Genomic DNA, 21,142 nt, shown 5'->3' with positions numbered 1-21,142 from the left:
ATGACCGGTAACACCCGTCGCGCCCGCGTGCGCTCCTACGCTGATCAGCCCGCGGCGATCAGCTTGACCATGTCGGCCGGGCTCAGCGGGCGGCTGAACCAGTAGCCCTGGCCCAGGTCGCAGCCACGCTCGCGCAGCAGGTTGAACTGCGCTTCCTGCTCGATCCCCTCGGCCACCACCGTGATGCCCAGCGAATGCGCCATGCCGATGATGGCTGTGGTCAGCGCCAGATCGTCCGGGTCGCGCTGCAGGTCGGCGATGAAACTCTTGTCGATCTTGACCCCGTCCACCGGCACCTGGCGCAGATGGCTCAAGCCGGAGAAACCGGTGCCGAAGTCGTCCAGCCACACCTTCACGCCGGTGCGGTGCAATTGATCGAGCAGGCTAGCGGCCATCATTTCGTCCCCGATCACCGCCGTTTCGGTCAGCTCCAGGTGCAAGCGCGCGGCCGGCAGGCCGGACTCGGCCAGGCACTCGGCCACGGTGTCGATCAGGTCGCCACTGCGCAGCTGACGCGGCGAGACGTTGACCGAGATGAACAAGCCCTCGCCCACCACCGGCCATTGCGCCGCTTCCAGGCAGGCCGCGCGCAGCACCTTGGGGCCGATCACCTCGATCAGGCCGCTCTGCTCGGCGATGTCGATAAAGGTGGACGGCGCAATCGTGCCCAGCGCCGGGTGCTGCCAGCGCAACAGCACTTCCACCCCCACCAGCACCCGGTCGCTGGTACGGTAGATCGGCTGATAGACCAGCCGCAGCTCGTCGCGCTCCCAGGCCCCGCGCAGCTCGTGCTCCATATGCACGCGCCGCTCCACCGCATGATCGGCGGCACGGCTATAGAAGCGATGGCAGTTCTTGCCGGCGACCTTGGCCTGGTACATCGCGATGTCGCCGTTCTTCAGCAACGCGGTGGCATTGCTGGCATCGTCCGGGAACAGCGTGATGCCGATCGAGGTGCCCAGGAACACCTCCCGGCCCTGCACGTTCAAGGGGCGGCTCAATTCGTGCACTAGCCGGTCCGCCAGCTGGGCGGCAAGCAGGCTGACATCGCCGTTCTGCAGCAGGATCACGAACTCGTCGCCGCCAAAGCGCGCCAGGATCGCGTCGTCGCCGCCCAACGCACCGACCGCGCGGCTGATGCGGCTGGCAAACTGCAGCAGCGCCTCGTCGCCGGCTTCGTGCCCCAGCGTGTCGTTGACCCGCTTGAAGTCGTCGATATCGGCGAACAGCAGCGCCAGCTTGCTGTCGGTGCTGCGGGCGGTGTTGAGCAGATGGTCCAGGCCCTCGCGGAACCCCAGCCGGTTGGTCAGCCCGGTCAGCGCGTCGGTGTAGGCCATGTGGCGCACCTCGCGATCGTGCCGGGCGATGCTCTCGCTCATGCGGCCGAAGGCGGAAATCAACTCGCCGATCTCGTCGTTGCGCGGATGCGGCGGCAGCTGCACCGCATAGTCGCCACGCTCGATCTGGCGCGCGGCCGCCGCCAGCAGCCGCACCGGCGCCACCAGGGTGCGCTGCACGTAGATGGCCAACAGCACCCCCAGCGCCACCAGCGCGGCCAGCAGCACCAGCAGCCAGCCCAGATCGCGCTTGCCGATCGCGTTGAGGTTCTGCACCAGGGTCAGGTTGGCGCCGGATTCGACCCTGCGCACCCGCTCGCGCGACATGCCCACCCGCACCCCGCCGATGCGCTGGTCGCCGATCTTGATCGGCATCGTCACGTCCAGCACTTCCGGCGAGGACTGCGACAGCATGGCGCGCGCGGTCACCGCCCTGGCCGCGAGCGGGTCGGTCATGGGCTGGCCGTAATGCTGCAGATCGGGCGAGCCATCGTGCACCAGCCGGCCGCGTCGATCGAACACCAGCACGTAGCTCACCACCTGCTGCCGCGAGGCGTTGCGCACCAGCGCACCCACCGTGCCCAGGTCGGAGTAGTACAACGGATTGGCCAGGCCGTTCGCCAGTTCGGTGGCCAGGGTCTCGCCACGCGTGCGCAGGCTGCGATCGAACAGCTCGTGCAGGATCTGCGCGCTGAGCCCGCGCACCTCGCGTTGCATCGCGCTCTGGCGCTGCAGCAGCGACGCCAGGATCGCACCGACCAGCAGCAGCGTCAGCGCCATCACCAACAAGAAGCGTGCCTGCAACCCGAAGCGCACCTGAGTCATTCCACTTGGTCCCTGACACGGTGCAAGCCGGCGCTCAGCGCATCCAGGCGCCGGCGGCTGGCAGCATCCAGCGGGTGGAAGGCGGTGGTGCCGAAGAAGCGCTTCAGGGCCGGCCCGGCCTTGGGGTCGGAGGCCGCCTGCAGCAGCACCACGCGCAGACGCCGTTCCACCGCCGGATCCATGCCGGTGCGCACCATCTCCACCGCGCGCGGCACCGGCGCACTGCGATGGACGATACGAAAATCACGCTTGAACACCTGCGGCAGGTGGCGTTCGTCATCCCAGTCGGCGTTGCTGAAAGCGCCCGCATCGATCAGGTGCTGATGTACGAAGGCGGAGATATTCAGTTTCGACCCGACCATCAGGTAACCCACCGAGCCCGGTACCTGGCTGTCGTCCGGCGACAGCAGCACATCGCAGGCGATGCCGTTGCGCACCAGCTCCAGCATCGGCAGCAGGTAGCCGCTGGTGGAGGAGGCGTTCTGCAACGCCAGGGTGTGCCCGCGCAACTGCTTGAGCGACTGGATCGGACTGTCGCGGCGGACGAAGAACACCGTATGGAACTCGCGCAGGCCGGCGCGCTCGGTCATCACCAGCGGGTGCGCACTGCCGCGCTGTTCCAGCAGCATTGCCGCACCGGTGGTTTCGCTGACCCAGTCGACGCGGCCACGCCGCAGGTAACTGGACATCTGCCGCGCATCCGGCGCCATCAGGATTTCGCCACGGCGGATCCCGACCTCGCGCATGCGCGGCACCACGTAATCCAGCAGGGGCTTGAGTTGCGCGTAATGGGTGGCGGGATCGTCGCTGATCCGTCCAAGCACCAATACCGGGGAAGGCGCCGCTGTCGCCGTCGCGGCCAAGCCTGCCCCGGCCAACAGCCCGCAGGCAATCAGACACCATCGTAGACCGCGCAAAACGGACACTCCCCTAGAGCCGCCGACAGCCTAGCCGAATCTTTCCAGATGTGACAGACGTCAGTTTCCGTTGCGCTTTGCCAGCATGGCCATGCGCTGCGCATCGGACAGAATGCCGCGCAGCAAACGCACTTCCTGCTCGCTCATGTCCGCGCGCAACAGCAGCCGCCGCAGCTTGCGCATCGCCGACTCCGGCGCCCGCCCCTTGTGGAAGTCGATCTCGTCCAGGGTCTGGCCCAACTGGCCGAACATGCCTTCCAGCTGGGCATGGCTGGCCGGGCCCTCGCGCAGCGCGCCGGCCGCCGCGGCGGGCGCAACCTCCGCTTCGCCAGCCGCCAGCTGCGCCAGCCGCACCTCGTACGCCACGACCTGTACCGCCGCCGCCAGGTTGAGCGAGCTGAACGCCGGATCGGAGGGGATATGCAGCGCCGCATGGCAGAGCTGCAGTTCGTCGTTGGTCAGGCCGGTGCGCTCGCGGCCGAACACGATCGCCACCTCGGCCGGTTCGCCGGCCTTGGCCCAGGCACGGCGCGCGCCCTCGTCCGGCGGCAACTCTTCCAGCGCGACCCGGCGCGCACGCGCGGTGCAGCCGATCACCAGGGTGCAATCGGCCACCGCCTCGGCCAGGGTGGCGAAGATCGGCGCCTCGCCGAGCACGTCCTCGGCACCGGCCGACCGCCGATAGGCGTCTTCGTCGAGCGCACGCTCCGGCGCCACCAGCACCAGGCGCGACACGCCCATCGTCTTCATCGCGCGCGCGGCGGCGCCGATGTTGCCTGGATGCTGGGTGCCGACAAGAACGAAACGGATGCGCTGGCTGACGGACATGAACGGAGATTGGGAGCGATTCGGTCGTAGATGGTAAACTGCGCGGCCGGCTTTGGTGCCGGACCGCTCTTTTACCTTCGCCATTTTCGATTCTGCCTTCACGGGAGCTTTAACCATGCAGAAACCCGCCGTCACCGTCATGGTCAAAGCCGCCCGCCTCGCCGGCAATGTGCTGTTGCGCGGTATCAACAAGCTCGATGCGCTCAACGTGGTGCAGAAAGGCCGCATGGACTACGCCAGCGAAGTCGATGCCGATGCCGAGAAGGTCATCATCAAGGAACTCAAGCGCGGCTACCCCGAGTACGCCGTGTTCGGCGAAGAAGGCGGCGTGCAAGGTGGCAAGAGTGGCCGCTACACCTGGGTCATCGACCCGCTGGACGGCACCAGCAACTATCTGCGCGGCTTCCCGCATTACTGCGTGTCGATCGCGCTGGTGGAAAACGGCGAGCCCACCGACGCGGTGATCTTCGACCCGCTGCGCAATGAGCTGTTCACCGCCAGCCGCGGCGCCGGCGCGGTGCTCAACGACCGCCGCATCCGCATCGCCGAACGCAAGGACCTGGAAGGCGCGATGGTCCACACCGGCTTCCCGCCGCGCGAGCGCGCACGCACCAGTGCGCAGCTGAAGTGCGTCGATGCGTTGCTGGTGCAGGCAGAGGATGTGCGTCGTACCGGTTCTGCCGCGCTGGACCTGGCCTACGTGGCCTGCGGCCGCGCCGATGCGTATTTCGAGGCCGGCGTCAAAGCGTGGGACATCGCGGCCGGCGTGCTGCTGGTGCGCGAAGCCGGTGGCCGCGTCTGCGACTACAAGGGTGCCACCCCGCCGCGCATGGACAACATGGGCCCGGAAACGCAGCAGATCGTGGCCGGCAACATCAAGATCAGCGACGCGCTGCAGAAGGTCATCGTCAACACCGGCTACGCCCGCGAGTTCGACGCCAAGTTCTGATCGCTGCCCGACCCCAAGTTCTAGTCGGCGCCCGCACACCGTAGGAGCGCGCCAGAGCGCGACGGGGCTTTCCCAGCAAAGCTCCTCGCGACCAGGGTCGCTCCTACAACAGCGCGCAGCAAAACGCACAAGGCCGGGATCGCTCCCGGCCTTGTGCGTTCCAGCTCGATGCAAAGCCCATCGGCGCCACACACTGTAGGAGCGCGCCCGAGCGCGACGGGGCTTTCCCGGCAAAGCCCCTCGCGACCAGGGTCGCTCCTACGACAGCGCGCAGTAAAACGCACAAGGCCGGGATCGCTCCCGGCCTTGTGCGTTTCAGCGCGACGCCAAGCCCATAAGCGCCACACACCGTAGGAGCGCGCCCGAGCGCGACGGGGCTCTCCCAGCAAAGCCCCTCGCGACCAGGGTCGCTCCTACAACAGCCCGCAGCAAAACGGGATCGCTCCCGGCCTTGTGTGTTCCAGCTCGCTGCAAAACCCATCGGCGCCGCACACCGTAGGAGCGCGCCAGAGCGCGACGGGGCTTCCCGGCAAAGCCCCTCGCGACCAGGGTCGCTCCTACACAGCGCGCAGCAAAACACACAAGGCCGGGATCGCTCCCGGCCTTGTGCGTTGGGTGCCGCTGTCGCAGCGCTACGTGGAACCTAGCGCTGATGCACGACTTCAGGCGATCGCAGCGTGGTAGCGGCGCTCGACTTCTTCCCAGTTCACCGCGTTGTAGAACGCGCCGATGTATTCCGGACGACGGTTCTGGTACTTCAGGTAGTACGCGTGTTCCCACACGTCCAGACCCAGGATCGGGGTGTTGCCTTCGAACAGCGGGCTGTCCTGGTTGGCGGTGCTTTCCACCACCAGCTTCTTGTCCGGGGTCACGCTCAACCAGGCCCAGCCCGAGCCGAAACGGCTGACGGCGGCCTTGGTGAAGGCTTCCTTGAACTTCTCGAAACCACCGATGTCCTTGTCGATTGCCTTGGCGACCTCGCCCTTGGGCTCACCGCCGCCATTGGGCGACAGCACGGTCCAGAACAGCGAATGGTTGGCGTGGCCACCACCGTTGTTGCGCACCGGGCCCTGCAGGTTTTCCGGCAGGCTCTTCAGCTTGGACACCAGCTCTTCCACCGGCAGGTCGGCGTACTCGGTCCCTTCCAGCGCCGCGTTGACGTTGTTGATATAGGTCTGGTGATGCTTGGTGTGATGGATTTCCATCGTCTGCGCATCGATGTTGGGTTCCAGCGCGTCGTAGGCGTAGGGCAACTGCGGGAGGGTGTAAGCCATGCGTGTCTCCTGGACTTGCCGCCCGGCGAAGACCGGGCGTTGCGGGGTAGATGGTAAGGACGGCGGCGGCGCTTACCAAGGTTATTGGCAGGGAAACTTCATCCCATCGCATGCCGCGTCGTGTTCGCTGCATACCTTGCACCATGCCCCGGTTACTCGGGCGTGAACCGTCCTGCAGCCCGGCGCGTTCAAAGTCGACACAGTCGCGCAACGGCATACTTGCTCTGCCGTCCCAACACCCTGTTTCCGGAACCGTCATGCGCAAGCCCGCTTTGCTGATCGTCGCCATCGTGCTGCTCGTCGCCGGGTTATGGGGCATGCGCGCGATGCAGACACCCAAGCCGCACTTCGCGCCGCAGCTCAGCGCGCCGATCGCCGCCGCAGCACCGGTCGAACGCTCACCGCAGCAGCAAGCGTTGCCGGGATTTCTGCCGACCGAGGCCATGGCCACGATCGTGCTGATCCAGCGCGGCGGGCCATTTCCGCATCCGCAGGACGGCAGCGTGTTCGGCAATCGTGAGCAGCGCCTGCCCGAGCGTCCGCGCGGCTACTACCACGAATACACCGTGGAAACCCCAGGCAGTCCCGATCGCGGTGCGCGCCGCATCGTCACCGGCGGTACGCCACCGCAGGCGTGGTATTACAGCGACGATCATTACCAGAGTTTCAGATCGTTCCAGGGCCCGGCCCCGGAGCAGGCACCATGAGCGCAGGCGACTTCGCACTGGACCTGTCCGACCCGCAGCAATCGGGCGTCTACCAAGCCGAGACCGACGATCTGGACACCATGGCCGCGCTTGCCCGCGATGCCGGCCTGCACATCCTGCGCGTGGACCTGGCCAGCTGCGGCGACAAGCACAGGCTGCTGATGCGCCTGGCCACCCAACTGGACTTCCCGGCCGGCTTCGGCCGCAACTGGGATGCGCTCTCCGATGCCTTGCGCGATCTGGCATGGCTGCCGGCGTCGCATGGCTATGCGCTGCTGATCGACGGCGCCGATGCGCTGGCCCGCACTGCGCCGAACGACCGCGACACCTTGCTGGACATCCTCGACGAAGCGGCTACCGCCTGGGCCGCGCGCGGGCTCACGTTTGCGGCATTCGTGGCGCCTGCGAGCGCCTGCGACTAGGCGCTGCCTGCAAGACGCATCGCGCACTCGCCGGGCACAGCACGATCAACACGGCGTGGTGGTGGTCGGTGATCACCGGTGCGTGTCCAGCGCGTGTTTCACGCAACGCGCTGCCCCACGGCTGCCACCCCTGTAGTGGGAGGCGTGGTGCCAGTTATCGCTCCACACATCCACAAGGCCGGCACGCAGTCGCGCACCGGCCCGACCATCAACTATCCAGTTCGCTCCAGCGCGCGAACGCCGCATCCAGCCGAGCCTGCGCATCGCCCAATACGGCCGTATGCGCGGCCATCGCCGCACTGTCGCGCTGGTAGAAGGCCGGGTCGTTCATCGCCTCGGTCAATGCCGCGACCTGCTGCTCCAGGGTTTCGATCAAGGCCGGCAATTGCTCCAGCTCACGCGCGTCCTTGTAGCTGAGCTTGCGCTTGGGCGCGGCATCGGCCGGCAGCGCAGCCGCCACCGGCGTAGTCGCCGCCGCCGTCGCCGATGCCTTGGCAACCGCCATCGCGTTGGGCGCCGGGGTGCGACGCTGACGCAGCGAATCGCTGTACCCGCCGACGTAATCGCCGATCAGGCCCTCGCCCTCCATCACCAGGGTGGAGGTCACCACGTTGTCGAGGAAGTCGCGGTCATGGCTGACCAGCAACAAGGTGCCGGTGTACTCGCCCAGCAGCTCTTCCAGCAGCTCCAGCGTTTCCACGTCCAGATCGTTGGTCGGTTCGTCCATCACCAGCAGGTTGGACGGCTGCGCGAACAGGCGGGCCAGCAGCAGCCGATTGCGCTCGCCGCCGGACAGCCGGGTGATCGGCGCACGTGCGCGCTCGGGGGTGAACAAAAAGTCCTGCAGATACGCATGCACATGCTTGCGCTTGCCGTTGATCTCGATGAAGTCGCGGCCTTCGGCCACGTTCTCGATCGCGCTCCAGTCCTCGCGCAGCGTGGAACGGTACTGATCGAAGTAGGCGATCTGCAGATTGGTGCCGATGCGGATCTCGCCCTGTTGCGCCTGCAGATCGCCCAGCAACAACTTCAGCAAGGTGGTCTTGCCGCTGCCGTTGGGGCCGATCAGCCCGATGCGGTCGCCGCGCTGGATGATGGTCGAAAAATCCTTGACCATCGTGCGCGCGCCGAATGCGAAACCGACTTCCTTGGCCTCGATCACCTTCTTGCCGGAGGACTCGCCCTGCGAGACTTCCATGCGCACGTTGCCGGTCAGGTCGCGGCGCTGTACGCGCTCGTTGCGCATCGATTCCAGACGCCGTACGCGGCCTTCGTCGCGGGTACGCCGCGCCTTGATGCCCTGACGGATCCAGATTTCTTCCTGCGCCAGCATCTTGTCGAAGCGCGCGTTTTCCTGCGCCTGCGCATTGAGCCGCTCTTCGCGGCGCCGCTCGTAATTGGCCCAGTCGCCCGGCCAGCTGGTGACCTGACCACGATCGATCTCGACGATGCGGGTGGCCAACGCACGCAGGAAGCGCCGGTCATGGGTGACGAACAACACGCTGCCGTTCCAGTTCTTCAGGAACGACTCCAGCCAGTCGATGGCTTCGATGTCCAGGTGGTTGGTCGGCTCGTCCAGCAGCAGCACATCCGGCGAGGACACCAGCGAGCGCGCCAGCAGCACTCGCCGCTTCATGCCGCCGGACAACCGCGCAAACTCCGCATCGCCGTCCAGTTCCAGCTTGGTCAGCGTCTCGCTGACGCGCTGATCCAGCGCCCAGCCGTCGGCCGCATCGATCTTGGCCTGCACCTTGCCGAATGCGTCGGCATCGAACACCTCGGCATGGCTGAGCTGATGGAACTCGGCCAGCCAATGACCCAGCTCGCCCAGGCCGTCGGCCACCACATCGAACACGCTGCCGCCGGTGCCCTGCGGCACTTCCTGCTCCAGCCGCGCGATGCGCACGCCCTGTTGCACGCGCACTTCGCCGTCGTCGGGCTTGAGCTCGCCGGCAATCAGTTTCATCAAGGTCGATTTGCCGGCGCCGTTGCGGCCGATCAGGGCGATACGCTCGCCCGGCTCGATCGTGAGGTCGGTTTTTTCCAGCAACAAGGGGCCGCCGACGCTGTAGTCGACGCTTTGCAGAGTGATTAAAGGCATGGGCTGATTGTACGGGAATCGGGAATGGTGAATCGGGAATGGAAAAAGCCTCGCCGTAGCGAATCCTCAATCCCCACTGCCAATCCCGGCTAAAATGCGCCATGAACGAATTCTCCGCGCTGCCGCTGTCGCCGGCCCTGGCCCCCGGCATCGACGCCCTTGGCTACACCGTCCTTACACCCATCCAGGCGCAGAGCCTGCCGCCGATCCTGCAGGGGCTGGACGTCATCGCCCAGGCGCCGACCGGCAGCGGCAAGACCGCCGCCTTCGGTCTGGGCCTGCTGCAGAAGCTCGACCCGGCGCTGACCCGCGCGCAGGCGCTGGTGCTGTGCCCCACCCGCGAACTGGCCGATCAGGTCGGCAAGCAGCTGCGCAAGCTGGCCACCGGCATCCCCAACATGAAGCTGGTGGTGCTCACCGGCGGCATGCCGCTCGGCCCGCAGCTGGCCTCGCTGGAAGCGCACGACCCGCAAGTGGTGGTCGGCACGCCCGGCCGCATCCAGGAACTGGCCCGCAAGCGCGCCCTGCATCTGGGCGGGGTGCGCACGCTGGTGCTGGACGAGGCCGACCGCATGCTCGACATGGGCTTCGAAGAACCCATCCGCGAGATCGCCAGCCGCTGCGACAAGCACCGCCAGAGCCTGCTGTTCTCGGCCACCTTCCCGGACATCATCCGCACACTGGCGCGCGAGATCCTCAAGGACCCGGTCGAAATCACCGTCGAAGGCGCCGACAACGCGCCGGAAATCGACCAGCAATTCTTCGAGGTCGACCCGACCTACCGGCAGAAGGCCGTCGCCGGCCTGCTGCTGCGCTTCAATCCCGAATCCAGCGTGGTGTTCTGCAATACCCGCAAGGAAGTGGACGAGGTGGCCGGCTCGCTGCAGGAGTTCGGCTTCTCCGCGCTCGCCCTGCACGGCGACATGGAACAGCGCGACCGCGACGAAGTGCTGGTGCGCTTCGTCAACCGCAGCTGCAACGTGCTGGTGGCCAGCGATGTGGCCGCACGCGGGCTGGACGTGGAAGACCTGTCGGCAGTGGTCAATTACGAGCTGCCCACCGATACCGAAACCTACCGCCACCGCATCGGCCGCACCGCGCGCGCCGGCAAGCGCGGATTGGCGCTCAGCCTGGTGGCCTCGCGCGAGACCGGCCGCGCGCAGGCGCTGGAAGCCGAACAGGGCCAGCCGCTGAAGTGGTCGCGCGCGCCCCTGGCCACCGCCCGCCCGGCGCAGCTGCCGCAGGCGGCCATGACCACGCTGCGCATCGACGGCGGCAAGACCGACAAGCTGCGTGCCGGCGACATCCTCGGCGCACTGACCGGCGAAGCCGGACTGTCGGGCGCGGCGATCGGCAAGATCGCGATCTACCCCACCCGCTCCTACGTCGCCATCGCACGCGCGCAGGTCGCCAAGGCGCTGGCGCATCTGCATGCGGGCAAGATCAAGGGACGCCGGTTCCGGGTCAGCAAGCTGTAATCAAGGCGCGGCAGCGAGCCTGCCGACCAACCGATCGAGCGGCAGCGATAGCGTCTGCCGCACGCTCCACAGGGATGCGCACGCTTGCGCATTCCCGTTTTCAGAAAGCCTGATCAGCGAGCTGCTCGATCGGCAAGCTGCCTGGGTCAGTAGCTCAACGTGGCCAGCAACGGCACGTCATTGGCCCATTTCTCACGGCCCTGCAGCGCCAGTAGTTCGACCAGCACCGCCGCGCCGACCACTTCCAGCTCCAGCTGTGCAGCCAGACTCAGGGCCGCGCGCAGCGTACCGCCGGTGGCAAGCACGTCGTCGACGATCAACACGCGCGCGCCGCGTGGCAACGCGTCCTCGTGCATTTCGATGCGGTCGGTACCGTATTCCAGCGCATATTCCTGGACCAGCGTACGCCCGGGCAGTTTGCCGGGCTTGCGCACCGGCACAAAGCCAGTGCGCAGTTCGCGCGCCAGCGCCGACCCCAGGATGAAACCGCGCGCCTCGATGCCCAGCACCGCATCCAGCGGCGTGGTGCGCCAGGGCTGCGCCATCTCGTCCAGCGCCGAGGCGAAGTCCGGGCCATCCGACAGCAGCGGCGTGATGTCCTTGAAGACGATGCCCGGCTTGGGAAAATCGGCGATGTCGCGGATCCGTTCGGACCATTGGTTGGGTCCGGAAGAATTGGTGCCGGCGCAGCGGGTGCAGTCAGTCATGGTGGTGGTGGCGTCTAGGCCGGTGGGGACCACCCTATTCTAGGCTGCGCGGACTTGCGGCGCCGCGTTTACGACATACCTGCATCTGAGCGCGTCAGGAACTGCAGGACAGCATCGAGCAACCGGCGCGGTCGCGCGCCCAGTCCGGCCGCCGCGCGGCAAACGCCTCGCGGCCCGGCTGCTCGTCGTATGGGTGACGCATGACCTCCAGCAACTCCTGCACGCCGGATGGATCGCCCTGCTCGGCCAGGTCGATCGCCTGCTGCGCCAGATAGTTGCGCAGCACATAGCGCGGGTTGGCCTGGCGCATGCGTTCGCGCCGCGCATCAGGCGACAGCATGTCCTGCTGCAGCCGCTCAGCGTAGCGCTGCAGCCAGTCCTGCAGCTGCGCGGCATGCGCGAGCCGCTTGTCCTGGTCATAGAACGCCTCACGCAACAGATCGGGATCCGGATGCTCCGGCACCAACGCGATCAGGCCGCGGAAGGTCAGCGTCATGTCCATTTCCGCGTTGTGCATCAGCGCGCGCAGCGCATCGATCAGCTGTAGATCCTCGTCGCGGCAGTCGGCCAGACCCAACTTGGCGGCAGTGTCGCGGCGGTCGCAGGCCAGGTAGATATCGCGGAAGCGGTCCAGCCCCAGCTGCAGCTGCGCCTGGTCGGCGAACAGCGGCGCCAGCGCCTGCGCCAGGCGCCCCAGGTTCCAATAGGCGACCTGGGGCTGGGTGCCGAAGCGGTAGCGACGGCCCTGCGCATCGGTGGTGTTCGGCGTCCAGTCCGGGTCGTAGTCGTCGACCCAGCCGTAGGGGCCGTAATCGATGGTCAGGCCCAGGATCGACATGTTGTCGGTGTTCATCACCCCATGCACGAAGCCCACCCGCATCCAGTGCGCCACCATCACCGCGGTGCGCTCGCAGACCTGTGCGAACCAGGCTGCGTACAGCGCCTCGCCAGCACCTTGCAGCTGCGGGAAATCGCGTGCAATGGTGAAGTCCACCCATTGCCGCAGCAGCGCCAGATCGCCGCGCGCACTGGGCAGCTCGAAGTTGCCGAAGCGGATGAACGACGGCGCCACCCGGCATACGATCGCGCCCGGCTCGCGCTGCGGCCGGCCGTCGTAAAACATGTCGCGCACCACCGCATCGCCGGTGGTGACCAGACTCAGCGCACGCGTAGTCGGCACACCCAGATGATGCATCGCTTCGCTGCACAGGAATTCGCGAATCGACGAGCGCAATACCGCCCGGCCATCAGCACCGCGCGAATAAGGTGTCGGGCCGGCGCCCTTGAGCTGCAGCTCGTAGCGACCGCCATCGACCCCGATTGCCTCGCCCAGCGAAATCGCCCGGCCATCACCCAACTGGCCGGCCCAATGTCCGAACTGGTGCCCACCATAATTGACCGCCCACGGCTGCATGCCCGGGTACAGCGCATTACCGGCGAATACCTCGGCAAACTGCGCGCTTCCGATCTGGCCCTCATCCAGCCCCAGCCGTTGGGCGACATCGGCCGAATACGCCAGCAAGCGCGGCGAGGCTACCGGCGTCGGCATCACCGTCGACCATGCAGCGCGTACCTCGCGGCGGCGTGGACCTTGTTCGGAGTCACCGGGCAGCTGCTGGCGTAGGCGGTTGTCAAACTGCAGAGTCGTCATGTGTGCCAGCGTAGGCCAACGACAGTGAACTTCGCATGGGCAACCACGCATCCGGCGTTGCGCACGTACCGTATCTTCGAGCAGCTGGCCGCCAGCAAACGAGCTCGTCCTGCACACGCAGGCAACAGCCACCGCGTTATTCCTCCCCGCCCCTCACATGACATCGCCCATGCCCTCGCGCACTTCCCGCTGGTTTCGCCCCGCCCTGCTGCTGCTCGGCTCGCTGACACTGACTGCCTGCAGCAGCGTGTTCTTTGGCGGCATCAATGCCGCCTCCAGCCGCGACGGCATTGTCGAGCACCGTGACCAGGTGTTCGATCCGGCGCATGGTCTGGCCCTGGACATCTACCAGCCGCGCGGCGCGGTGGATGCACCGGTGGTGGTGTTCTTCTATGGCGGCACCTGGAAGCGCGGGACGCGCGCCAACTATCGCTGGGTCGGACGCGCGCTCGCGCGCCAGGGCGTGGTGGCGATGGTGGCCGACTACCGCAAGTACCCGCAGGTCGGCCTGCAGGGCTTCATGTCCGACGCTGCCGGCGCCACCGCCTGGGGCTATCGGCATGCGCATGACTACGGTGGCGACCCGACGCGCCTGGCGGTGATGGGCCACTCCGCGGGCGCGCATATGGCCGCGCTGCTGGGTACCGACGCGCACTGGCTGCAGGTGCAAGGCCTTCAACCCCGGCAACTGTGCGGGGTGGTGGGTCTGGCCGGACCCTACGACTTCCTGCCACTGACCGATCCGGAGCTGATCGAGATCTTCGGCGAGGCACCGGCCGCGCAGCAACAATCGCAGCCGGTGCACTACGTCGGCGGCGACGAACCGCCGATGCTGCTGCTGCATGGCGATGCCGATCGCGTGGTCGAGCTGCAGAACAGCACCTCGTTGCAGCACGCCCTGCAACGCAAGGGCGGCACGGCGGAGTTGAAGGTCTACCCGGGCATGGGCCATCTCGGCATCGTGCTGGCGCTGCGCAAACCGCCCGAGCGCTCGCCCGTGCTGCGCGACACGCTGCAGTTCCTGCGGCAATGTCGGGCGCCTTGATTGGCGGTACGGGATTGGGGAGTCGGGATTGGGGATTCGCCAAACCCTGGCAGGACACCGTCAAGGCACGGTGACCTGTAGCTTCCCTGGGCGCATACCGCGCCGTCACTCGGCGGGCTTGCGCCCCATCAGCTCGAACGGGCCGCCCTTCTTCAGCGCGGCCTGGTACGCCGGACGCGCTTCGATGCGCGCGAGAAACGCGCGCAGACGCGGATAGCTTTCCAGCCCGCCGCCACGTGCAGAAGCGGCCTGCACCGGGAAGCTCATCTGGATGTCGGCTGCAGTAAAGCGCTCACCGGCAAACCATTCACTTGCCTGCAGCGACTGCTCCATCCAGTCCAGATGCAGTTTGAGCTGCGGACCGACAAAACCGGACATCGCCTTGTCCACGATGGCACGTGCGATCGGCTTGGCGAAGAACGGCATCGGCGCACTGCGAATCCGCCCGAAGATCAATGTCATCAGCAGCGGCGGCATTGCCGAGCCTTCGGCGTAATGCATCCAGTACCGGAACTTCAGGCGCTCCGGCGACTCCAGCGGACGCGGTGGTGGTGACAGCGCGCATTCGGTGTCGTAGCGTTCGGTCAGAAACTCCAGGATCGCGCCGGACTCGGCCACGGTCAGATCGCCGTCGACAACCACCGGCGACTTGCCGAGCGGATGGATGGCACGCAATGCCGCCGGCGCCAGCATGGTCTTGGGATCGCGCTCATGCCGCACGATCTGGTACGGCAGCGCCAGTTCCTCCAGCAGCCACAGCACGCGCTGGGAACGGGAATTGTTGAGATGGTGGACAGTGATCATGGAAGAGGCTGCACGCGGAAAGCGCACATGCTACCGATTGGCGTGTCGTCGCTGCGCTCACCTGAGCGGGTCGAACCGCCCGCACTCTCTATTGCACTGACCAAATCGCGCCCAATAAAAAACGCCGGTCGCTTGCGCGACCGGCGTTTTTGGCAACCTTACGGTTGCAGACGGATTAGACCGCCTGCACCTGGTCAGCCTGCATGCCCTTCTGGCCCTGCACGGCGACGAAGGTCACTTTCTGGCCTTCCTGCAGCGACTTGAAGCCGGTGCCCTGGATGGCACGGAAGTGCACGAACAGGTCCGGGCCGCTTTCCGGGGTGATGAAGCCGAAGCCCTTGGCATCGTTGAACCACTTCACGGTACCGCTCTGACGATCTGACATTTACAAACTCCTGAACTATAGATGGATAAATCGCAGCGTCCGAAAAGCCGGAGCTGAGACTGAGTTGCAGGCGTTGGTAAAGCGGAACGATGAAGCGAGATCTGTAACGATCCGGCTGCATCAGGCCACGATTCACGGTGACCCTTGCAAACACAGTGCGTGCACAGTACTCGCGTTCCCAGCAAAAAGCGACACCTTGCGTCAAATTTTTTACTGTCGGGCCGAATCCGACCACCTGTCAGGCCCCTTCCCTCTCGATTTCAGCACATGAATACGCCTCCTCCGCCGTCACGTCCGCATATCTGGGTCGACGCCGATGCCTGCCCGGCAGTCATCCGCGACATCCTTTTCCGCGCCGCCGCACGTACCGGCACGGCGGTGACGCTGGTCGCCAATCATTTCCTGCCCACCCCTCGCCTGCCCCACGTGCGTGCGCTGCAGATGCCTGGAGGCGCGGACGCGGCCGACGATGCAATTGCCGCACGGGTGGCCGCAGGCGACCTGGTCGTCACCCAGGACATTCCGCTGGCCGCTCGCGTACTGGAGGCGGGAGCGGCCGCCGTCAGCCCGCGTGGCGAGCCCTTTACCAGCGACAGCATCAACGAGCGCCTGTCGGTCCGCGGCTTTCTGGAGGAACTGCGCGGCGCCGGCGTGGTCACCGGTGGGCCGGCGGCCCTGCACCCGCGCGACCGCCAGGCATTTGCCGCCCAGCTGGACCGCTGGCTGGCCGAGATGGCGCGGCGCTGACCGCAACACGCCGGCATTGCAACGGGGGCGTATCATAAGTGCCCTTTGCAACCGGCATCCTGATGGCCCTTACCGCCACCGTCCGCAGGGCGGAACTCCAGATCAGCGACATGGACCGTGGCTACTACGCCAACCATTCGTTGACCCTGGCCCAGCATCCCTCCGAAACCGACGAGCGCCTGATGGTGCGGCTGCTGGCGTTCGCGCTGTTCGCCGACGACCGCCTGGAATTCGGCCGCGGCCTCAGCAACGAGGACGAACCCGACCTGTGGCGGCGCGACTACACCGGCGACCCGGACCTGTGGATCGACCTCGGCCAGCCGGACGAAAGCCGGGTGCGCAAGGCCTGCAATCGGTCGCGCGAAGCGGTGGTGATCGGCTATGGCGGCCAGGCCACCGAAACCTGGTGGAAGAAGCAGGCCAACGCGCTTAGCCGCCAGCGCAACCTGCGCGTGATCGAGCTGGACTCGCAGGCCACCGAAGCGCTGGGCGCGCTGATCCAGCGCGGCATGCGCTTCGACGTGATCATCCAGGATGGCGAGGTGCAGATGCTGGCCGACCACGGCAGCGTCACCCTGACCCCGATGGTGCGGCAAGCTCCGGCCGAATGAACATGCGTTGCGATGTGCTGGTCATCGGTGCCGGCGCGGCCGGACTGATGAGCGCCTTCACTGCAGGCCGGCGCGGCCGCCAGGTGCTGGTGATCGACCATGCCAACAAGGTCGGCAAGAAGATCCTGATGTCCGGTGGCGGCCGCTGCAACTTCACCAATACCGGCACCACGCCGGGCAACTTCCTCTCGGCCAACCGCCACTTCTGCAAGTCCGCCCTCGCCCGCTACAGCCCGCTGGATTTCGTGGAGATGGTCGAACGCCACGGCATCGCCTATCACGAGAAAGAGCTGGGCCAGCTGTTCTGCGACATCTCGTCCAAGCAGATCGTGCGCATGCTGCTGGACGAGTGCGAGGCGGCGGGCGTGGAGGTGCGTACTGACTGCAAGGTGCAATCGGTGCAGCGCGGCAGCGACGGCTTCAGTGTGGAGACCAGCCAGGGACGCGTGCAGGCGCAGTCGCTGATCGTGGCGACCGGCGGGCTGTCGATTCCGAGCATGGGCGCCAGCGGCTTCGGCTATGCGCTGGCCCAGCAGTTCGGCCACACGCTGTTGCCGACGCGTGCCGGGCTGGTGCCGCTGACCCTGAGCGGCAAGCACCAGGAACGGCTGCAGGACCTATCCGGGCTGGCGCTACCGGTCCAGGCGCAGTGCAACGGGGTCAGCTTTCGCAACTTCATGCTGGTCACCCACCGCGGCGTCAGCGGCCCGGCCATCCTGCAGATCTCCTCGTACTGGCAGCCCGGCGACGACCTGCGCCTGGACCTGCTGCCCGGCCAGGATGCGGCGGCGTGGCTGCGCGAACAGAAAAATCAGCGCGGCGCCACCGAACTGCGCAACGTGCTGGCCGACGTGCTTCCGCGGCGGTTCGCCCAGCGCCTGTGCGAGGTGTGGTTGCCGGACAAGCCGGTCCGCCAGCTCGACCCACCGCAGCTGCAGGCCGCAGCGGACCTGCTGGCCGCCTTCCCGCTGATCGCCAGTGGAACCGAAGGCTATCGCACCGCTGAAGTAACGCTGGGAGGTGTCGATACCAACCAGGTCTCCAGTGCGAGCATGGAGTCGCGCCTGGTGGCCGGCCTGTACTTCGTCGGCGAGGTGCTGGACGTGACCGGCTGGCTGGGCGGCTACAACTTTCAGTGGGCGTGGGCGTCCGGCCATGCCGCCGGAAGCGTCGCCTGAGGTCGGCTTTGACACATGGAAACGTGGCCTGAGTCTCACCCCGGATGCGGCCGTGTCCACAGACATGGACGCAGCCGAGTTCCTTCGTGTATTAAAGCCCGTCGCTAGGGAAACGCGCATGCAAAAAGGCAAAGATCTCACCCTCCGCCTGATGATCGTCGACGACAGTGTCGAAAGCGCGGAGGCGATCGTGACCGCGCTGCGCAACGGCGGCATCGCAGTGCGTCCGTCGCGGCCGCAGACACCGGAAGAGCTCGCCAGCATGCTGTCGGGACAGATCGACCTGGCCCTGCACGGGCAGGCGCTGCAGGTCCCGATGAGCGCGTTGCGGCAGCAGATCGCCGGCAGCGGCAAGGATATTCCGATCATCCTGCTGGCCGAGCGGATCGAGGAAAACGCGCTGGTCGAGGCCGCAGCGCATGGCATTCGCGCCATCGCGCTGCGTCATCGCCCCGAACACCTGCTGTCGCTGGTGCGCTCGGAATGGGCCGACCTGCAAGCACGCCGTGGCCTGCGCCGCATCGAGGCACAGATGCGCGAGACCGAGCGACGCTGCGACGCCCTGATCGCCTCCTCGCGCGACCCGATCGCCTACGTGCACGAAGGCATGCACATCCGCGCCAACGAGGCGTATCTGGACATGTTCGGCTTCGAGTCGTTCGACGATGTCGAAGGTGTGTCGCTGCTGGACATGATCGCCGCCCAGTACGTCGACGATTTCAAGCAGCTGCTCAAGGCCATGTCCAAGGGTGAGCCGCCGCCGGCGCAGTACAAGGTCGACGCGCGCCGGCTCGAAGGCGACACCTTCCCGGCGACGATGGAGTTCGCCACCGCGACCTACGAAGGCGAACCTTGCATCCAGGTGGTGTTCCGCCGTCGCGAGGAATTCGACCCGGAGCTGGCGCGCGAGGTCGAGGACCTGCGCCAGCGCGACCAGGTCACCGGCCTGCTCAACCGCCCCACCTTCATGGTGGCGCTGGAACAGGCGGTGGCGCGCGCCGGCCGCAGCGAAGGCCAGTCCGGCTTCCTGTTGATCGAGCCCGACCACTACGCGCGCCTGCTGCCCGAGATCGGCCTGGATTCGGCCGATGCGCTGATTGCCGCGCTGGCCGCGCACGTGGCCAGCGTGAGCGATGACAGCGTGGTCGCCGCACGTTTCGGCGAGCACAGCTTTGCGTTGTTGATGGACGGCAATTACGCGCGCACGCATGCACTGGCGGAGCTGGTACGCGACGCCTTCGCGCAGCACGTCTTCAGCATCGGCGCGCGTTCGGCCACGGTGACGGTGAGCATCGGCGGCGTGCAGATCGGCGAGAAGATCGCCAGCATCGGCCAGGTGCTCAACCGTGGCACCGAGGCAGTGCGCACCACCGCCGAGCTCGGCGGCAATGCGGTCAGCATCTACGACCCGGCAGCAGCCGACCGGGCTGAAGAGGAACGCATCGAGCGCTGGGTGCAGCAACTGCGCGAGGCGCTGGTCGGCGACGGCTTCCTGCTGCATTACCAGCCGGTGCTCAACCTGCAGGGCGAGCCGCTGGAGCTGTACCAGGCCTTCCTGCGGCTGGAGCGCAACGGCGAGATGATGTCGCCGAACGCCTTCATGGCGATAGCCGAAGAACACGATCTGATCACCGAGATCGACCGCTGGGTGGTGGCACGCGCGATCCGCCAGCTCGGCGAGCGGCAACGTGCGGGACACAGGACGCACCTGCTGGTACGCATCGGGCCCAACTCGTTCTCCGATCCGCAGATGATCGACATCATCCGCGAGCAGCTGGCCGTGTACGGCGTGCCGGGCGAACGGCTGTGGCTGCAGACGCCGGAATCGAAGGTGTTCACCCATCTGCGCAATGCCCAGCAGTTCCTGGCGGCGGTGTCGGCGATGGGCTGCAAGGTCGGGCTGGAACAGTTCGGCTCGGGCCTGGACTCGTTCCAGCTGCTGGCGCATTTCCAGCCGGCCTTCCTCAAGCTCGATCGCGGCATCACCGGCGAGGTGGCCTCGGCGCGCGAAAGCCAGGAGAAGATCCGCGAGATCACCTCGCGCGCGCAACCGGCCGGCATCCTCACCGTGGCCGAGTTCGTGGCCGATGCGCAGTCGATGAGCACCTTTTTCAGCGCCGGGGTGGACTATGTGCAAGGCGATTTCGTCGCCCCGACCGGGCCATTGATGAACTACGAGTTCGGCTGAGACCTGCAGCCGTAGCGCATCACTGCCGCCGCGCTCCAGCCAACAAAAAACCCGCAGGACGCGGGTTTTTTGTTGGACGGCACGCATCGGTTGGCGCTACCGTCTTACATCGCCGCACCGTTGGCGGCGCGCAGCGCGGCGATACGCTCGGACAGCGGCGGGTGGCTCAGAAACAGCCGGCGCAACCCATCGCCACCACCGCCGGAAATGCCGAACGCCTGCACCTGCGAAGGCAGGCTGTTCTGGCCATGGTTGAGCGACAGGCGCTCCAACGCGGCGATCATCTTGCCGCGGCCCGCCAGTTGCGCGCCACCGGCATCAGCGCGGAATTCGCGGCGCCGCGAGAACCACATCGCGATCATCGTCGCGAACAGGCCGAACACCATCTCCAGCACGAACACGATGATGTAGTAGGCAAAGCCGCGGCCACCGTCGCGGTTGCCCGACATGGCGCTGTCGATGACGCCGCCGACCACGCGCGCCAGCACGATCACGAAGGTATTGAGCACGCCCTGCAGCAAGGCCATGGTGACCATGTCGCCATTGGCGACATGCGCGATTTCATGGCCCAGCACCGCCTCGGCCTCGTCCTGGCTCATGTTCTGCAGCAGCCCGGTGGACACCGCCACCAGCGCGTTGTTGCGGTTGGCGCCGGTGGCGAAGGCATTGATCTCCGGGCCGTCGTAGACCGCCACTTCCGGCATGCCGATGCCGGCCGCCTCGGCCTGGCGCCGCACCGTCGCCAGCAGCCAGCGCTCGGTTGGCGTGCGCGGCTCGCTGATCACCTGCGCGCCGGTGCTGCGCTTGGCCATGAACTTGGACAGCAGCAACGAGATGAACGAGCCGCCGAACCCGAACACGGCCGCCATCACCAGCAGGCCGCTCATCTGCGCGGGATTGACGCCCAGCACCGACATCACGATGCCGGCCAGCATCAGCACCGCAAAATTGGTCAGCAGGAACAGGAAAATGCGGTTGAACATGGTGC

19 protein-coding genes are annotated in these 21,142 nt (G+C 66.6%); 9 read left to right on the top strand and 10 right to left on the bottom strand.

Annotated elements, in window-relative coordinates; all coding sequences use genetic code 11:
* Positions 1-44 precede the first annotated feature (44 nt).
* From ABQ137_RS16640 to ABQ137_RS16630, 3 genes are read right to left on the bottom strand one after another with little or no spacing between them, the layout of a single operon-like run.
* Complete coding sequence (locus ABQ137_RS16640; protein WP_024940418.1) at positions 45-2,162, bottom strand: putative bifunctional diguanylate cyclase/phosphodiesterase; 2,118 nt, start codon at positions 2,160-2,162, stop codon at positions 45-47.
* The gene (locus tag ABQ137_RS16635) at positions 2,159-3,088 is read right to left on the bottom strand and encodes a phosphate/phosphite/phosphonate ABC transporter substrate-binding protein (RefSeq protein ID WP_161961042.1); all 930 of its coding nucleotides are present in this window, start codon (positions 3,086-3,088) and stop codon (positions 2,159-2,161) included. Before ABQ137_RS16635 ends, ABQ137_RS16640 begins: the two co-directional genes overlap by 4 nt.
* A gap of 51 nt (positions 3,089-3,139) precedes the next feature.
* On the bottom strand, positions 3,140-3,907 hold the full coding sequence (locus tag ABQ137_RS16630) for an RNA methyltransferase (protein ID WP_054593068.1): 768 nt from the start codon (positions 3,905-3,907) through the stop codon (positions 3,140-3,142).
* A gap of 115 nt (positions 3,908-4,022) precedes the next feature.
* On the opposite strand from ABQ137_RS16630, the gene ABQ137_RS16625 reads away from it, so the two are divergent.
* The gene (locus ABQ137_RS16625; protein ID WP_039521909.1) at positions 4,023-4,856 is read left to right on the top strand and encodes an inositol monophosphatase family protein; all 834 of its coding nucleotides are present in this window, start codon (positions 4,023-4,025) and stop codon (positions 4,854-4,856) included.
* A gap of 662 nt (positions 4,857-5,518) precedes the next feature.
* On the opposite strand, the gene ABQ137_RS16620 is transcribed toward ABQ137_RS16625, so the two are convergent.
* Complete coding sequence (locus ABQ137_RS16620; protein WP_016904847.1) at positions 5,519-6,130, bottom strand: superoxide dismutase; 612 nt, start codon at positions 6,128-6,130, stop codon at positions 5,519-5,521.
* Between the two features lie 257 nt (positions 6,131-6,387).
* Here ABQ137_RS16620 and ABQ137_RS16615 point away from each other — a divergent pair, with 257 nt between their 5' ends.
* Positions 6,388-6,837 (top strand): guanyl-specific ribonuclease, encoded by a 450-nt coding sequence (locus ABQ137_RS16615; protein ID WP_016904848.1) that lies wholly within the window; start codon positions 6,388-6,390, stop codon positions 6,835-6,837.
* Entirely contained in the window at positions 6,834-7,259 is a 426-nt protein-coding gene (locus ABQ137_RS16610; protein WP_046343048.1) for a barstar family protein, read from the top strand. The genes ABQ137_RS16615 and ABQ137_RS16610 overlap by 4 nt, the downstream gene beginning before the upstream one ends.
* Positions 7,260-7,467: 208 nt before the next feature.
* Here ABQ137_RS16610 and ABQ137_RS16605 read toward each other — a convergent pair whose 3' ends face one another.
* Positions 7,468-9,360, bottom strand: a complete 1,893-nt coding sequence (locus tag ABQ137_RS16605) for an ATP-binding cassette domain-containing protein (RefSeq protein WP_349783210.1) — start codon at positions 9,358-9,360, stop codon at positions 7,468-7,470.
* Between the two features lie 101 nt (positions 9,361-9,461).
* Here ABQ137_RS16605 and dbpA point away from each other — a divergent pair, with 101 nt between their 5' ends.
* Complete coding sequence (gene dbpA / locus ABQ137_RS16600; RefSeq protein WP_024939307.1) at positions 9,462-10,838, top strand: ATP-dependent RNA helicase DbpA; 1,377 nt, start codon at positions 9,462-9,464, stop codon at positions 10,836-10,838.
* 146 nt (positions 10,839-10,984) lie between these two features.
* Here dbpA and ABQ137_RS16595 read toward each other — a convergent pair whose 3' ends face one another.
* Both ABQ137_RS16595 and ABQ137_RS16590 read right to left on the bottom strand, forming a co-directional pair.
* Entirely contained in the window at positions 10,985-11,545 is a 561-nt protein-coding gene (locus ABQ137_RS16595) for an adenine phosphoribosyltransferase (protein ID WP_024939306.1), read from the bottom strand.
* Positions 11,546-11,639: 94 nt separating this feature from the next.
* Entirely contained in the window at positions 11,640-13,196 is a 1,557-nt protein-coding gene (locus ABQ137_RS16590; RefSeq protein ID WP_349783209.1) for a protein adenylyltransferase SelO, read from the bottom strand.
* A gap of 169 nt (positions 13,197-13,365) precedes the next feature.
* On the opposite strand from ABQ137_RS16590, the gene ABQ137_RS16585 reads away from it, so the two are divergent.
* Positions 13,366-14,241 (top strand): alpha/beta hydrolase, encoded by an 876-nt coding sequence (locus ABQ137_RS16585; protein WP_349783208.1) that lies wholly within the window; start codon positions 13,366-13,368, stop codon positions 14,239-14,241.
* Between the two features lie 105 nt (positions 14,242-14,346).
* Here ABQ137_RS16585 and ABQ137_RS16580 read toward each other — a convergent pair whose 3' ends face one another.
* Both ABQ137_RS16580 and ABQ137_RS16575 read right to left on the bottom strand, forming a co-directional pair.
* The gene (locus ABQ137_RS16580) at positions 14,347-15,045 is read right to left on the bottom strand and encodes a glutathione S-transferase (RefSeq protein ID WP_039526913.1); all 699 of its coding nucleotides are present in this window, start codon (positions 15,043-15,045) and stop codon (positions 14,347-14,349) included.
* A gap of 175 nt (positions 15,046-15,220) precedes the next feature.
* A complete protein-coding gene (locus tag ABQ137_RS16575; RefSeq protein ID WP_006451993.1) occupies positions 15,221-15,430 on the bottom strand; it encodes a cold-shock protein in 210 nt (69 codons plus the stop codon).
* Between the two features lie 267 nt (positions 15,431-15,697).
* On the opposite strand from ABQ137_RS16575, the gene ABQ137_RS16570 reads away from it, so the two are divergent.
* The 4 genes from ABQ137_RS16570 (at position 15,698) to ABQ137_RS16555 (ending at position 20,154) form a co-directional block, all read left to right on the top strand.
* Positions 15,698-16,177 (top strand): YaiI/YqxD family protein, encoded by a 480-nt coding sequence (locus ABQ137_RS16570; RefSeq protein ID WP_349783207.1) that lies wholly within the window; start codon positions 15,698-15,700, stop codon positions 16,175-16,177.
* Between the two features lie 62 nt (positions 16,178-16,239).
* Complete coding sequence (locus ABQ137_RS16565; protein WP_024939301.1) at positions 16,240-16,788, top strand: YaeQ family protein; 549 nt, start codon at positions 16,240-16,242, stop codon at positions 16,786-16,788.
* On the top strand, positions 16,785-17,966 hold the full coding sequence (locus ABQ137_RS16560; RefSeq protein WP_349783206.1) for a BaiN/RdsA family NAD(P)/FAD-dependent oxidoreductase: 1,182 nt from the start codon (positions 16,785-16,787) through the stop codon (positions 17,964-17,966). Before ABQ137_RS16565 ends, ABQ137_RS16560 begins: the two co-directional genes overlap by 4 nt.
* Before the next feature lie 118 nt (positions 17,967-18,084).
* The gene (locus tag ABQ137_RS16555) at positions 18,085-20,154 is read left to right on the top strand and encodes a GGDEF/EAL domain-containing response regulator (protein WP_349783205.1); all 2,070 of its coding nucleotides are present in this window, start codon (positions 18,085-18,087) and stop codon (positions 20,152-20,154) included.
* A gap of 104 nt (positions 20,155-20,258) precedes the next feature.
* Here the strand turns inward: ABQ137_RS16555 and htpX are convergent, their stop codons facing one another.
* Positions 20,259-21,137 (bottom strand): protease HtpX, encoded by an 879-nt coding sequence (htpX, locus tag ABQ137_RS16550; RefSeq protein WP_039516150.1) that lies wholly within the window; start codon positions 21,135-21,137, stop codon positions 20,259-20,261.
* Between the last annotated feature and the right edge of the window lie 5 nt (positions 21,138-21,142).

It is taken from the genome of Xanthomonas sp. WHRI 8393 (assembly GCF_040203315.1).
In the GTDB taxonomy this organism is placed as follows: domain Bacteria; phylum Pseudomonadota; class Gammaproteobacteria; order Xanthomonadales; family Xanthomonadaceae; genus Xanthomonas; species Xanthomonas arboricola.
Note: the sequence above shows the minus strand (reverse complement) of the source record. Positions and strands in the feature narration are given on the sequence as shown.